Here is a 15256-nt window from a genome sequence, read left to right as displayed (position 1 = left end):
GATATATTCATTATCAAAAATATTAATCACTGAGCCACTGAGCGTAAAAGCTGGAGTCCATTGATAAGTTATATACCAATCAAAACTGTGCCATGACTCAGTGCTAGCACAAGAGACTGCTTGATTGAATTCATTAATACATGTTGGGGTTCGATTCATCGACGATGCCCAATTCCAAGCAAATGCACTAGTAAGCCCTTGTGAATCATAACTAACTTCTACATTGCCTTCCCATGGTGTCAAAGAGCGAATATGTTCACCATTGTCATCTTTGCCATCCACATAACCGGCTTTAGCCGCAATCTGCCAAACGTCTGTTAATGCCTTTGAAAGTGATAGCTCCGCGCCATAAGTTTCAACACCGCTAATATTTTGGTATTGCTTTAGAGTATTAGGGCCATCCATGCCGACCTCTTTAATATCAATAAAGTTTTTAAATTTTTGATAAAAAATAGCGAAATAGGCTTGAGATTGTCCTGAATCAAACTTATGTCCAATTTCAAACGAGTCGCTGGTCTCTGCTTTCAGATCCATATTAGGAATAATGATGAATGGCGTTAACGGGATATGCTCGTGCGAAACAAAACCATAAGCTTTATCGTAACTTGGTGCCCGATATCCGTGACTATAAGAAAAATAAGCTTGATGATGTGGTGTCAGTTTTTTGGCTAATGAAAAACTTGGTGACCATTGATGGCTGTTAATAGATTGCTCAGGAATAAGGTTCTGTATCGCATTACCATCAGGCTTTAATCTATGTGTATCAAACCGCAAACCGAACGCAATATCCCAATCCCTTAATTCAATATTATCTCTAGCATACAAACCTAAATTGTAGGCTCGTGCTGGAGTAAAAGGCTGATGAGTAGTCATTTCTTGCTGCTCAGATTGAGCACGATGAGTCTGAGTGGTGCGCTCATAATAATTACTGGCTAAACCAGCACCATACACGAATGTATGTTGTACATTCGCTGTATGAAATTGTTTACTAATATCAAACTTGATACCGAGTTGTTGATCGGAAAACGTCTTATCTTCACTCGTTCGTCGATGAATAAGCAGATTATTTTGATTAGGTCTTTGATAAAGACGATCGATCATCTGAGAATCTTGCGTATCACGCCAATATAACTTGGCTGTCATTTCATCTAGCCATTGATGATCATAAGGTTGATATTCAACCCCAAGCGAAATATTCCACTCATCTGTGTGCGAGTCTTCATAATAACGAGCTAAGTTCCATCGGCCATCTGGCTGAATACCACCACTGCCCTCATGACGATACTGCTGCTCGCGATACCATTCCGTTGACCAATTTAATCGCCATTCATCGTTTAAGAAATGGCTCAGTTGATAAGATACACTATGGCCTTCTAATTCACGTTGATATAAGTCTTGCTGATAATTACGAGTATGTTTCCCTTCCCAATAGGCTAAAGAGAGCAAAGAATTGATATTGTTGTAACGAAAAGCCAGATTACTGTTAAGTTTATATTTATCACTAATCCCGGTGTAAGTAACTGCCCCATCAGCATAAAAATCTTTACCCAATAAATAATCATCCGCTTGCATTGATTCAATCAGGACAGTACCACCAATTGCGCCTGATCCATGTAAGGTAGAACTTGCTCCCTTAACAATTTCAATTCGCTTAACATTCGAGAGATCGAAAGAGTTACGACCAACTTTGTCATTCAGGTCATTCGCACCATAACCATCAGCATTCATAATGCCATCGCGTACAATGGCAATGCGATTACCGCTCATTCCACGAATAGTAATATTTTGTGGACGACCAGCACCACCAGTAACGGAGACGCCAGGTTCGTGTCTTATGGCATCATACAATTCAGTATGACCACGTCGCTCTAATTCTTCACCGGTGATCACGGCAATCGAACCAGCCACTTCAGACAAAGATTGTTCAATTTTATTGGCTGTGACTATTATTTTTTCTGTAGCCTGAACTGGATCGCTTTGTTCAGCGCAAACAATCTCGCTCGCCAGCACTGAAAGCACTGCGACAGCAACAAGATTAGGTTTCATGTTTACTCCGTCTTATTGGACAAATTGGCTAAAGAAATGAAAAAGGCATACTCTTTGGCTTGTTGTTGCAATGATTTTCTTCTGTCCATTACGTGACCAGATTCAAAATCAGTTTGTAATAAATAAGGCCCTTTACCACTGGTTAACGCTCGAATCTGCGTTAAATACTTCGCCCCTTCCCAAAAAGGAACCCGTTGATCATGTAAGCCGATCTGGACCAATAATGGCGGATAGGAGAGTGCTTTAATATTGTGGTATGGATCATAAGTTCGCATTATAGCTAGCTCTGATGCATGATTTGGATTCCCCCACTCTCGGTATTGTTGCTCTGACAAAGGTAGTGTTGGATCTGACATACTATTGATGACATCAACAAAAGGGACCTTGAGCACAGCAGCAGAAAATAGTTCTGGTGCTTGATTCAGTGCACCAGCAACTAACGTTCCTCCTGCACTGGAACCCAAAGCAAAAATTTGGCGATGAATCGTCGGATGTTGATTATCTGCTGGAGCATAACGTCGTAATGTCTGAGCGGCTGAAATAAAGTCATTAATCGAATTGGGTTTTAACATCCCTCTGCCAGCATCATGCCATGCGTTATTAAAATAACCACCGCCACGAACATGAGCGATCGCATAGATAAACCCCTGATCTAATAGACTAATGATTTGCGGCATAAAATATGGTTTCATCGTGTAGCCATAGGCACCGTAACCATAGAGGATCACTGGGGAAGTCTCGGTCAGCTTATCCTTGCGATAAGCTAATGTAATCGGCACATCCACCCCAGAATAAGACGCGCTAATCTGTTGCGTATGGTAATCTTGCTGCCGGTAATTAGGATAATGATCTTGAGAAATAGTCGAAAGAACCAAGCTATCCATTGCAAACTTTTGCCATTGAGGGGGTGATATCAACGACATACTCCGAATACGGATCTCATTACTAGCAAAATCACCATTGTGACTAATCCATGCCACTTCACCAGGCTGATTAATCTTGATACGTTTGCGTAAATTGCTATCATAATCAAACGCCGAAAGTATCAAGTCCTCGCCCTGCTGTTCAGTTATTGCGATACCAGCTGAAAATAAGTAAAACTGCTGGATACCATTAATCTGTTGAGAAAAACGCTTCCATTCATGAAAACTATCGATATCCGCTTGGTATAGAGTAAATTCACCGTCTAAATTACTATTGATATACAATTTATTGCGCCTGATATCGGCATAATATTCCAGCGAATCCTTCGACTCTTTAAGTGGTGACGATAGCTTTCCGGTTGAGAAATTCAATATCCTCTGTTCAGTTGCTTGTTCATTATTACTTTGTACAATCAAGTAATTACTATCACTAGCTCGATAGAAAGATAGCATCCAATCTGCTCTTTCTTCATGCCATAAGATAACCGGCTCAAAACTGGCTAATGATGATACTGCCATCAGCCTATCTGCTCGTTGAGTCTCATGATTTTTCCCAATCACATATAAGGTATTACCTTGCTCAGGGATGGTTAATTGAGCAGATAAATGGGTCGCAAGTATTTGCTCGCTTTTATCAGATAAGTTTATTTTTACCGCTCGATACGATTCATTACCTTGAATATCTTCAGTAAAAAATAAATGATTGCTAGCAGGCTGAATCACCCAACTACCAATATCATAATAAGCCGATACTTGTTGCCGTGGTGTGAAATCATAAATGATCTTACTCTCTCCACCATCACGTGAACGACGCTGTAATACTAATTGCTGCTGATGTTGAGATAAACGCCATTCAAAGTCACCGTGGATCAACCAAGGTGAGTCTGTTGACTCGCCCACCATAAGGCGCCATTGGTCAATTAAGTGGGTAGTGACTGACTCCAAATTACGAAAGTAGTCATCGCTAGCAAGATTATTGGCTTGTAAATACTCTAATACCGCTGAAGATTGTCGAGTTGAATCACGTAGCCAAGCTTGTGGATCTTGAGCAAGCACTGTATTACTCAATAGGATAAACAGACTACAAATTGCGAAAATGTATTTCATAAATTTCAAATAGGACAATACGTTATAAAAACTCGCCTATTCTGCACGCAAATACAAATAAGATCAATTATCATTTGTATTTTCTTTGCTGTAATTAAAACTCTAGATTAGTGATCATAAAAATGAGGTAATAAAAAACCGACGCACTGAGCGTCGGTTTTGAGTAACAATAAGGCAGAAATTAACCGATGTGGGTTAAACCACCCATGTATTTTTGTAATACCGCTGGGATTTCAATGCGGCCATCCGCTTGCTGGTAGTTTTCCAAAATCGCTACCATGGTACGGCCAACCGCTAGACCAGAACCATTCAGCGTGTGTACTAACTCAGGGCGCTTTTCTGCTTTACGACGGAAGCGAGCTTGCATACGGCGAGCTTGGAAATCCCACATGTTTGAGCATGATGAAATCTCACGGTAGGTTTTTTGCGCGGGTACCCACACTTCTAAGTCGTAAGTTTTACAAGCACCGAAGCCCATATCACCGGTACATAGCACCACTTTACGGTAAGGAAGATTTAACAGTTGCAGCACTTTTTCTGCATGAGCGGTCAACTCTTCTAACGCCGCCATCGAATCTTCTGGCTTAGTGATCTGCACCAGCTCAACTTTGTCAAATTGGTGCATGCGGATCAAACCACGCGTATCGCGTCCATAAGATCCGGCTTCAGAGCGGAAACATGGTGTGTGAGCGGTCATTTTCAGTGGCAACTCTGCCTCATCCAAAATCACATCACGTACCAAGTTGGTCACTGGAACTTCGGCCGTTGGGATCAAAGAAAAACGACGTGGATCTTCATCGCTGGCTTTTTCCGTCAATGGCTCGGTGTGGAACAGATCTTTACCGAATTTAGGTAGCTGACCAGTACCAAATAACGTCTCTTGGTTGACTAAGTAAGGAACGTATAGCTCAGTATAACCATGTTGTTCGGTGTGCAAATCAAGCATAAATTGGGCAATGGCACGATGCAAACGAGCAAACTGGCCTTTCATGATCACAAAACGAGCGCCAGTAATTTTGGTTGCACTCGCAAAGTCTAAACCGCCGCTCATTTCACCTAAGTCGACATGATCTTTCACTTCAAAATCATACTCTTTCGGTGTACCCCAGCGTGACACTTCCACGTTGTCGTCTTCATCTTTACCATCGGGTACTGAACTATCAGGAATATTAGGCACGGTTTGCGTGATCGCTTCTAGTTCCGCTTGGATTTTGTCTAACTCAACTTTCTTGCTGTCGAGATCCTCACCGAGAGTACCAATTTGCTGCTTAATCGCTTCCGCGCCCGCTTTATCACCTTGCGACATCAGTTGGCCAATTTGCTTGGAGATGGAGTTACGCGTGGATTGTAAATTTTCAACTTCGACTTGAATCGACTTACGTTGCTCTTCAAGGGTGCGAATGGTGTCGACGTCGAGCGTAAAGCCACGACGTGCTAATTTTGCAGCTGTTTCATCCAGCTCTGTGCGAAGTAATTTAGAATCCAGCATTGCTAATCCTATGCTTTAATGTTGTGAAGAAACATGGACGTTGTTTTTTTGAACAACATCACACGTATTGAATTTACTCAGCCAAAGATAACCAAAAGCCACTACTTTTCATAGCGCTTTTGTGGGCTTTTTGCGTCTAAATCGGCTAGATACTGGAGTTTTTCCGCAATCTTAGTTTCTAGGCCACGATTAGTTGGCTGATAATAACGCTTACCTATCATTTCTGGCGGTAAGTAACGCTCACCAGCGGCAAAAGCCCCAGGCTCATCATGGGCATAACGGTATTCCGCACCATACCCGAGATCTTTCATTAAATGAGTCGGTGCATTACGCAAATGTGCTGGCACCTCATACTCTGGTAAGTTACGAGCATCATTCAGGGCCTGTTTCCAAGCGGTATAAACTGCATTACTTTTCGGAGCACAGGCCAAATAAACCACCGCTTGAGCAATCGCGCGCTCACCTTCAGCTGGACCGACACGGGTAAAACAGTCCCAAGCAGAGAGAGCGACTTGCATTGCTCTTGGGTCTGCATTACCCACATCTTCAGAAGCAATCGCGAGTAAACGACGCGCAATATATAATGGGTCGCACCCTGCGCTGATCATTCTCGCCATCCAATACAAGGCGGCATCGGCATTGGAACCACGAATCGACTTGTGTAATGCCGAGATTAAGTCGTACCAAATATCGCCTTTATTATCAAAACGAGCGACTTTTTCTCCCGCCACTTCAGCCAATAAACTGAGCGTGATCTGTTTACGGCCTTGCGCATCTTGACTTGCCATGTCATACAACAGTTCTAAATAATTGAGCGACATTCGTGCATCGCCATTAACCAACTCGGCGAGCCGCTGCAAAACGTTATCATGAAAATCAGCTGGATGTTGGCCAAGCCCTTTTTGCTTGTCGTCAATCGCTTGTTGCAGTGTTTGTAAAATTTCATCGACGCTCAATGAGGTGAGTTTGTACACCCGTGCGCGAGATAACAACGCATTGTTTAATTCAAATGACGGGTTCTCCGTTGTCGCGCCTATAAAGGTCACCGTTCCATCTTCAATATGCGGTAAAAAAGCATCTTGCTGTGATTTATTAAAGCGATGAACCTCATCGACAAAAAGAATCGTCCTCCGCCCGACGCGCTGATTTTCTCTCGCTCTATCGATAGCCGCGCGAATCTCTTTAACGCCGGACGTGACGGCTGAGACACGTTCTACTTCAGCATTCGCGTAATTGGCAGCGACTTCAGCTAGCGTCGTTTTTCCAGTTCCCGGCGGGCCCCAAAGAATCATCGAGTGAAGATGCCCCGCCTGTAACGCACGACGCAGTGGTTTCTCTTGGCCAAGAATGTGCTGCTGGCCAATATATTGCTCAATGGTTTGTGGCCTCATACGTGCCGCAAGGGGACGAAAATCTTCATCCCCTGAAAAATCTAAACGGTAATTACTCACGATCGCTCATTGATTTTGTTATTAGCGTTGATCATCAACATCAACCCCATCGGGGATGACAAATTGAAAACGGCTGATAGGCGGCTTTTGCAAAGTGACATTATGGAACGTAAAACGACTTTGCTGACCATCTTGCTCGATGACGGTAAATCCGGTCACTTTCCCTTGTGCATCAATCACGATCTGAAAACGTCCTTGGTTCGATTCAAAGGTAATCGGTGTTAAGGTAAACACATCGCCTTCAGCTTCCACTTGGTACGCATTCCAATCACTGGCTTGATTACGAGTCAGCAATATAAAAGGTGTCTGCTCGGTGGCTTGTTGCTGATTATAAATTGAGACTTGTTCGATAAATGGGCTGTAATACCACAGTGTTTGTCCATCGGAGACCAAGATATTTTCATCCGGTTCAAAGGTTTCCCAGCGAAACAATCCCGGACGAGCCACTTCAACGGTGCCCTTACCTTCCATGACTGTTTCCCCTTCAGGACTCAGCACTTGCTGATCAAACTGGGCACTAAAACCTTCGGTTAATGCTAAACGCTGACTCAGCGTCTCTTTAGGACTCGCCAATACCGAAAAGCTACAAAACAGCAGCACTATCCATTTTTTCATTTTATTTTTACTCCTGACAACCTGACTTAAGGATAAATCCGTGATGATTAACCGCATCAATATCTTCAATGCTAAGGTATAACGGCTTTCCTTGTTTTATATGTCAATATTCGGTAGAAAAAGTTCGTGGTTAAACCGCGTCATGTCGAAAACAAGGTTGACATGACGCCGTCTAAGTGTGGTTATTGGCCACAGCAATGCTTGAATTTTTTACCACTCGAACATGGACAAGCGTCGTTACGCCCAACTTGTTTATAAGGATTAATGGTTTGGGCTTTAGCACCAAGCATCGCTTCATCGGCGGCCAGCGCCACCTCATGAACCATTAAATCCAGTTGTTCAATCATATGCGCTAACGTGGGCAATGATTGATAACCCGCGGCTTGCATCTGCTGATGAGTCCCCGCTTCATCAATCGCCAACATTAAGGTGGTTAATAACGCTTGTAGCATGCGTAATGAACCATCGGAATGACTGCTCGTCTGCCATTGCGGTTCGATCATCGGCCATAGACTCATAAACCCCTGAGCAAACTCCGTTAACCCCTTTTCACGTGATTCTGCGTGTTGCGATAAAAGACTTAACAACGCAAATTGATTGGCTTTAAGCTGCTGATACTGTGCATTGATCTGGGCGGTAACCAAAGGTTCCAGTTCATCGACATTGTCTGGAAACAACTCACTTAACCACTGCTTAGGATCCAGTGGCTGAGTAGCAAAATTCGCCGCTAATATACTGCCTTCGATAAACAAGGGGGATACAGAGCAGAAGTGCTTAGGGAGCATTATCAATGGGTAGTTCATAAATTATCGGTATCGGTCAATTAAGATTGACACAGTATAAACGTAAACCGTTGTCAGTTGCAGCCATGATCCGAGTATCACTTGCTACAATCGATCCGTAAGACGACAAAAGAGGATGACTCATCGCCCATCTGCCACTACAATCTCGCGTCTTTGTTATTGGCGGTACCACTCTTTATTATGCGCGTTATTTTAGGCCCAATGGAGGGCGTTCTTGACCACTTGATGCGTCAAATGCTCACCGAAATCAATGATTACGATTTTTGCGTCACCGAATTTGTTCGCGTGGTCAATTTGCTCCTACCGGATCATGTTTTCTATCGTCTTTGTCCCGAGCTTAAACACGCTTCACGCACTCAATCCGGCACCCCAATCAAAGTCCAGCTTTTAGGCCAAGAGCCACAATGGATGGCAGAAAACGCCGTGCGCGCCGCAGAATTGGGCGCCTATGGCGTTGATCTCAATTTTGGTTGTCCCGCGAAAATGGTCAATAAAAGCAAAGGCGGCGCGGCACTGCTGCAACACCCTGAATTGATTTATCAGGTGGTTAAAGCCTGCCGTGACGCGGTACCGAAACACATCCCTGTCAGCGCTAAAATTCGCTTAGGCTGGGAAGATCCTAATGACTGTTTTGACATTGTCGATGCGGTGACTCAGGCAGGGGCCGATGAGCTGACCGTACATGCGCGAACCAAAGCGGGTGGCTACAAAGCCAGTGAAATTCAGTGGGACTATATTGATCAGATCCGCCAAAAAAGCACCATCCCTTTGATAGCCAACGGTGAAATTTGGAATTATGCCGATGCGCAAGCTTGTATTAGTACGACTGGTGTTGATTCTTTAATGGTTTGCCGCGGCGCGCTGAATATTCCTAATTTAGGCAATATAGTCAAATACAACCATGCGCCAATGCCTTGGAATCAAGTTGTCGAATTATTACTCGAGTACTCTGCCTATGAAGTGCGCGGAGATAAAGGTCGCTACTATCCTAACCGCGTCAAGCAGTGGTTTTCGTATTTACGTCAAGCGTATCCAGAAGCGGCAGAGCTATTTAGAGAGATACGCACACTGACTGACGTCAACGCCATCGTGAGCCACTTTCAACGCTATCGCGATCAACTGCGCTAATCGGCTCCCCAAAACAAAACACCGCGCGGCTCAATCAGCGGCGCGGTGTTTTGTTTATATGGTCATATGACCGTCGATATCTTATTTAAAACCAGCGCTCTAACGCCCCTTTATCTAACTGACGAAAAGCGCGGTTGAGCACTAAAGCCAGTTCTTTATAACGAGGTTTCGCTTTGAGTGGCTCAAGCGCAAAACCCGTCTCAATGATTTTTTGGTGCAATTCACGATACCAGCCTGCCAATGAAGGAGGCAATTGAGTATTCGCACGGCTGCCCAACCACCAAATGCCTTGTAATGGCAAACTGATCGCAAACAGAGCCACCACAATGGTTTGTGGCATGGCTTGTAAATTATGAAAGCTCATTTGAGTCAATACGCTAATCGCCGCAATGGCAGGCATGACTTTAATGCCAAAACGGGTCGCTTTTATGATACGTGCTTCGGGAAACAGTAAGTTGAGCTCTTTACGCATTGGCCAGGTATCCATGTACTTTTGGCCATCTCTTAAACTATGGATGATTCCTGCTCTGTTGGCCATACCCTCTCTCCTTCACTGTTGATGAACCTTAAGACTAAAAAATAGTTTAATGATTCAACAAATGGCGTAAAAATTTGACTAAAGCTAATATTGTTTCAAATTTTTTTTGTTATACTGAGCCATTATCGCTATCCTCTGCGGACTCTCAATCTTATTGTTGCTGTTATTTACAATTTAGGCAACCGTAAGACGAAATCAGCATGGAATGCGTCGGCGATTATACTGATTCAGTCACGTCCCTATTATACGGATATTCACCGTGTTATTGATCAAGATTAGTTCTCACTTTTTACGGGTTCAGCTATTCTTGTGGTTAAATTTTATCCTAACTGATTATACAGGTAGTTATACATGTCCAAGCTAGTTTTAGTTTTAAACTGCGGTAGTTCTTCGCTCAAGTTTGCGGTTGTTGATGCAGAAAACGGCAATGAGCATCTCTCCGGTCTTGCAGAATGTCTGCACCTTCCTGAAGCGCGTATCAAATGGAAACTTGATGGTAAACATGAAGCTCAATTAGGTCATGGCGCAGCTCACGAAGAAGCGCTCGCATTTATGGTTGATACCATCCTTGCTTCAAAACCTGAACTGGCTGAAAACCTTGCAGCTATTGGTCACCGAGTGGTACACGGTGGTGAGCAATTCACTCAATCAGCGCTAATCGATGATTCTGTATTAAAAGGGATTGAAGACGCTGCAACTTTCGCACCTCTGCATAACCCTGCGCACATCATTGGTATCAATGCGGCTAAAAAAGCTTTTCCAGCGCTGAAAAATGTTGCTGTATTTGACACCGCATTCCACCAAACCATGCCTGAAGAAGCTTACCTATACGCACTACCTTACCATCTTTATAAAGAGCACGGTATCCGTCGCTACGGTATGCATGGAACTTCTCACCTATTTATTGCTCGTGAAGCCGCTGAGCGTTTAGGTAAACTAGCCAATGAATTGAACATCATTAACTGCCATTTAGGTAACGGTGCTTCAGTTTGTGCAATTAAAAACGGTCAATCGGTTGATACGTCAATGGGCTTAACACCACTTGAAGGCCTAGTAATGGGTACTCGTTGTGGTGATATCGATCCTGCGATCATTTTCCACCTACATGATGCATTAGGTTACTCGGTTGAGCAAATCAACACGATGCTAACCAAAGAGTCTGGCCTACAAGGCTTAACTCAAGTGACTTCAGACTGCCGTTTTGTTGAAGATAACTACGGTGAAAAAGAAGAAGCGACTCGCGCAATGGACGTATTCTGCCATCGCCTCGCTAAATACGTAGCAGGTTACACTGCAAGCTTGGATGGCCGTTTAGACGCCATCGTCTTTACTGGTGGTATCGGTGAGAACTCGGGTCCAATTCGCGAAATGGTTCTAAATCGTTTAGCCATTTTTGGTATTGAAGTCGATAGCGCCGCTAACCTCAAAGCTCGTTTTGGCGGTGAAGGTGTGATCACCACAGCAAACAGCCGTATCCCTGCGATGGTTATCTCGACCAACGAAGAACTGGTGATTGCTGAAGATACGGCACGCTTAGCTGGCATCTAATCGTCCTTGTGGGCTACTCTTTTCTCCTTGCCGAATAGCATCGCTCATCGGCAAGGTTTATCTAGCGTTTTCGAGATGTAGCCAATTTTTTAGGGGCTCAAGACCTATTCTTACGGAATACGGCGTTGGGCTTTGTTCCTTTCAATCTAACTCGTTTAGATTGTATCGATAGTGTTGAGGTACTTTACGTATGTCCCGTACTATTATGCTTGTCCCAATCAGTGCCGGTGTTGGTTTAACCAGCGTGAGCATGGGCCTTTTACGCGCCATGGAGCGTAAAGGTGTAAGCGTTTCTTTTTACAAACCAATTTCACAGCCACGTAGCGGTGGCGATCAGCCAGATTTAACATCAACCATTATTCGTCATAGTAGCGATATCAAAATTGCAGAACCAATGGCCATGTCAGCAGCCGAAGCGCTGATTGGCGGCGAAAAAATGGATGTACTACTGGAAACGGTTGTTGAACGCTATAACCAAATTATTGTTGATGCCGAAGTCACGTTAATCGAAGGTTTAGTCCCAACGCGTAAGCATCCTTTTGCCAACCAAGTTAATGCAGAGATTGCTAAAACGTTAGGCGCTGAAATTGTCTTCGTTGCCACGCCTGGTACTGATAATCCAACTCAGCTCAAAGAGCGTATTGAAGTCGCTTGCTCTAACTTTGGCGGCACTAAGAATAAAAACATCTCTGGTGTGGTTATTAACAAACTCAATGCGCCAGTCGATGATGCGGGTCGTACTCGTCCCGATTTGTCAGAGATTTTTGACGATGCCGATGGTGCAAAACAGGCCAACCTTGAAGTAATGCAAATCTTCAACAGTAGCCCAATTCGCGTACTTGGTTGCGTGCCATGGAGCATTGACCTTATCGCGACTCGTGCGATTGATATGGCGAAACATCTCAAAGCCGAAATCGTTAATGAAGGTGATATCAACAGTCGACGCATTAAGAGCATCACTTTCTGTGCACGCTCTATCCCGCATATGATTGAGCACTTTAAACCTGGCTCATTATTAGTGACTTCAGCAGACCGTCCTGACGTTATTGTTGCTGCTGCTTTAGCGGCGATGAATGGCGTAGAAATTGGTGCCGTATTGCTGACCGGTGGTTACGATATTCCTAAAGAGATCGCTAACCTATGTAAGCCTGCTTTTGATACTGGCCTACCGATTTTCAAAGCGCAAGGCAATACTTGGCAAACCTCATTGAACCTACAAAGCTTTAGCCTTGAAGTTCCAGCGGATGATAAAGAGCGCGTTGAGTTTGTCAGTGAACATGTTGCTAGCCACATTGATGGCCCATGGATTGATTCGCTGACCGAAGGCACTCAAGCAACGCGTCGTTTAAGCCCACCAGCGTTCCGTTATCAACTGACTGAATTTGCTCGTCGTGCTAACAAACGTATCGTGCTACCAGAGGGTGATGAGCCACGTACCGTTAAAGCCGCGGCGATCTGTGCAGAGCGCGGTATTGCAAAATGCGTACTGCTTGGTAACCCAGAAGAGATCAAGCGCGTTGCTGCATTGCAAGGCGTTGAGCTTGGTGCAGGCGTTGAAATTATTGACGCTGCAGCCGTTCGTGAAAATTACGTTGCTCGTTTGGTTGAGCTGCGTGGCGCGAAAGGCATGACCGAAGTCGTCGCTCGTGAAAAACTGGAAGATTCGGTATTCCTCGGCACCATGATGCTTGAAGCGAATGAAGTCGATGGTCTTGTTTCTGGTGCGGTTCACACCACAGCCAATACCATTGTTCCACCATTCCAGATCATCAAAACTGCACCGAACGCTTCGATCGTCTCTTCCGTATTTTTCATGCTGCTGCCTGACCAAGTTTTGGTTTACGGTGACTGCGCGATTAACCCAGATCCAACTGCTGAACAACTGGCGGAGATCGCGATTCAATCGGCAGACTCTGCGGCTGCATTCGGTATTGAGCCTCGCGTCGCGATGATCTCTTACTCAACCGGCACCTCTGGTAAAGGCGCGGATGTGGATAAAGTGCGCGAAGCCACTCGTCTTGCTCAAGAGAAACGTCCTGATTTAATCATTGACGGGCCTCTGCAGTACGACGCTGCCATCATGGAAAATGTCGCGGCTTCTAAAGCACCGAATTCTCCAGTCGCAGGTAAAGCAACCGTGTTTATCTTCCCTGATCTGAATACAGGTAACACCACTTATAAAGCCGTACAGCGTTCAGCGGATCTGGTTTCTATCGGTCCAATGCTGCAAGGCATGCGTAAGCCGGTGAACGACTTATCACGTGGTGCTTTGGTTGACGATATCGTCTACACCATCGCCTTAACTGCGATTCAAGCAGACCAAGAGCAAAAATAATTGAGATAATGATTGCTCACGGTTAATGGCAGACAAAAAGCCCTCGATGTAATTCGAGGGCTTTTTTAATCATGACGACCAAATGTCGATTAACTTAACTGTTCACGACCATGAGCACTCTCAAGATCAAGTTCTGGACCTCTTGGCACCACTTGCGTTGGATTAATCATGCTATGGCTAAAATAATAATGCCGCTTGATATGATAAAAATCCGTCGTTTCACGCACTCCCGGATGCTGATACAAATCTTTAAGATAGCCATTAAGATGAGGATAATCAGCAATCCGTCGCTTATTGCATTTAAAATGACCCACATACACCGCATCAAAACGAATCAAGGTAGTGAACAATCGCCAATCCGCTTCAGTTAACACTTTTCCAGCCAAATAACGATGCGTTGCCAAATGTTGTTCGACCTTATCTAGAGCAGCAAAGAGTGCTTCATACGCTTCTTCATATGCTTGCTGGGTAGTAGCAAAACCACAGCGATAAACGCCATTATTAATATTGGGATAAATAAAAGCATTCCAATCATCAATCACTTCACGCAATGCCAATGGGTAATAGTCGATATCATTGCCGGTTAATGAGTTAAACGCCGAGTTAAACATTCGGATAATATCTGCAGATTCATTACTGACGATGGTTTGGGTTTGTTTATCCCATAGTACTGGCACAGTAACGCGTCCGGTATAATCCGCTTTGGCTTGAGTATAGAGTTGATGCAAAAAACGATGGCCAAATAAAGGCTCGGGGATACCAAACTGCCAGCCATGGCTTAGCATATCAGGGCAAACCACTGTTACGTCAATATGGTCCGTCAATTGTTTTAACTCTCGAAAGATCAACGTGCGGTGCGCCCATGGACAAGCTAAAGAAACATACAGATGATAACGACCTGAATCGGGAGTGAATCGAGCATTCGGTGTATTGTCTATCCAATCGCGAAAACCAGCGTCTTCACGCACAAATTGCCCATTGCTCTGTTTCGTATCGTACCAAACGTCCTGCCATTGGCCTGCCACTAGTCTACCCATGCTTGACCTCTCTTTACGTATTTTGCTACTCAGTATTGATACGCTAGTATAAAGTGCAGCCGTAAGAAGAGAACCGAAGGGAATTGGCCTAGATGTTCAAAATTTTTGATGGGGAAGCAAATAAAAAAACCACCGAATACCAGAGAGAGCCGATATTCAGTGGAAAAACATAAACTAATTATTATTTAATTTCTACTCGACGGTTTTGTGCCCGTTGTTGAGCAGTTGCGTTATCA

11 protein-coding genes are annotated in these 15256 nt (G+C 44.2%); 3 read left to right on the top strand and 8 right to left on the bottom strand.

The genetic code is table 11. The annotated features are described in order from the left end of the window. The 6 genes from CAG60_RS01220 to CAG60_RS01195 form a co-directional block, all read right to left on the bottom strand. Positions 1–2046: TonB-dependent hemoglobin/transferrin/lactoferrin family receptor (locus CAG60_RS01220; protein ID WP_161438091.1), on the bottom strand; the 2046-nt coding region annotated here is incomplete at its 3' end. 2 nt (positions 2047–2048) lie between these two features. Beyond that, positions 2049–4076, bottom strand: a complete 2028-nt coding sequence (locus tag CAG60_RS01215; RefSeq protein ID WP_158144001.1) for a prolyl oligopeptidase family serine peptidase — start codon at positions 4074–4076, stop codon at positions 2049–2051. Positions 4077–4257: 181 nt separating this feature from the next. Next, on the bottom strand, positions 4258–5565 hold the full coding sequence (serS, locus tag CAG60_RS01210) for a serine--tRNA ligase (protein WP_004395482.1): 1308 nt from the start codon (positions 5563–5565) through the stop codon (positions 4258–4260). A 101-nt stretch (positions 5566–5666) separates the two neighbouring features. After that, complete coding sequence (locus CAG60_RS01205; RefSeq protein ID WP_161438090.1) at positions 5667–7016, bottom strand: AAA family ATPase; 1350 nt, start codon at positions 7014–7016, stop codon at positions 5667–5669. A 21-nt stretch (positions 7017–7037) separates the two neighbouring features. Continuing rightward, positions 7038–7631 (bottom strand): outer membrane lipoprotein chaperone LolA, encoded by a 594-nt coding sequence (lolA, locus tag CAG60_RS01200; RefSeq protein ID WP_161438089.1) that lies wholly within the window; start codon positions 7629–7631, stop codon positions 7038–7040. Positions 7632–7813: 182 nt separating this feature from the next. Beyond that, positions 7814–8434 (bottom strand): SEC-C metal-binding domain-containing protein, encoded by a 621-nt coding sequence (locus CAG60_RS01195; protein ID WP_154168459.1) that lies wholly within the window; start codon positions 8432–8434, stop codon positions 7814–7816. A gap of 180 nt (positions 8435–8614) precedes the next feature. Here CAG60_RS01195 and dusC point away from each other — a divergent pair, with 180 nt between their 5' ends. Continuing rightward, complete coding sequence (dusC, locus tag CAG60_RS01190; protein WP_040904385.1) at positions 8615–9562, top strand: tRNA dihydrouridine(16) synthase DusC; 948 nt, start codon at positions 8615–8617, stop codon at positions 9560–9562. An 85-nt stretch (positions 9563–9647) separates the two neighbouring features. On the opposite strand, the gene yfbV is transcribed toward dusC, so the two are convergent. Beyond that, the gene (gene yfbV / locus CAG60_RS01185) at positions 9648–10100 is read right to left on the bottom strand and encodes a terminus macrodomain insulation protein YfbV (protein WP_040904387.1); all 453 of its coding nucleotides are present in this window, start codon (positions 10098–10100) and stop codon (positions 9648–9650) included. A gap of 351 nt (positions 10101–10451) precedes the next feature. On the opposite strand from yfbV, the gene CAG60_RS01180 reads away from it, so the two are divergent. Together CAG60_RS01180 and pta are read left to right on the top strand one after the other, a co-directional pair. After that, positions 10452–11648, top strand: a complete 1197-nt coding sequence (locus CAG60_RS01180) for an acetate kinase (protein WP_161438088.1) — start codon at positions 10452–10454, stop codon at positions 11646–11648. 190 nt (positions 11649–11838) lie between these two features. Beyond that, entirely contained in the window at positions 11839–13983 is a 2145-nt protein-coding gene (gene pta, locus CAG60_RS01175; RefSeq protein ID WP_004395489.1) for a phosphate acetyltransferase, read from the top strand. A gap of 89 nt (positions 13984–14072) precedes the next feature. On the opposite strand, the gene CAG60_RS01170 is transcribed toward pta, so the two are convergent. After that, complete coding sequence (locus tag CAG60_RS01170; RefSeq protein ID WP_161438087.1) at positions 14073–15020, bottom strand: glutathione S-transferase family protein; 948 nt, start codon at positions 15018–15020, stop codon at positions 14073–14075. Between the last annotated feature and the right edge of the window lie 236 nt (positions 15021–15256).

The sequence above is a fragment of the Vibrio sp. V33_P6A3T137 genome (genome assembly GCF_009904835.1).
GTDB lineage: Bacteria > Pseudomonadota > Gammaproteobacteria > Enterobacterales > Vibrionaceae > Vibrio > Vibrio metschnikovii.
This window is presented reverse-complemented; position numbering and strand designations above follow the sequence as displayed.

Coding starts and splice junctions, on each gene's coding strand:
- CAG60_RS01215 (WP_158144001.1), bottom strand. CDS start 4,076: ATGAAATACATTTTCGCAATTTGTAGTCTGTTTATCCTATTGAGTAAT.
- serS (WP_004395482.1), bottom strand. CDS start 5,565: ATGCTGGATTCTAAATTACTTCGCACAGAGCTGGATGAAACAGCTGCA.
- lolA (WP_161438089.1), bottom strand. CDS start 7,631: ATGAAAAAATGGATAGTGCTGCTGTTTTGTAGCTTTTCGGTATTGGCG.
- CAG60_RS01195 (WP_154168459.1), bottom strand. CDS start 8,434: ATGAACTACCCATTGATAATGCTCCCTAAGCACTTCTGCTCTGTATCC.
- dusC (WP_040904385.1), top strand. CDS start 8,615: ATGCGCGTTATTTTAGGCCCAATGGAGGGCGTTCTTGACCACTTGATG.
- yfbV (WP_040904387.1), bottom strand. CDS start 10,100: ATGGCCAACAGAGCAGGAATCATCCATAGTTTAAGAGATGGCCAAAAG.
- CAG60_RS01180 (WP_161438088.1), top strand. CDS start 10,452: ATGTCCAAGCTAGTTTTAGTTTTAAACTGCGGTAGTTCTTCGCTCAAG.
- pta (WP_004395489.1), top strand. CDS start 11,839: ATGTCCCGTACTATTATGCTTGTCCCAATCAGTGCCGGTGTTGGTTTA.
- CAG60_RS01170 (WP_161438087.1), bottom strand. CDS start 15,020: ATGGGTAGACTAGTGGCAGGCCAATGGCAGGACGTTTGGTACGATACG.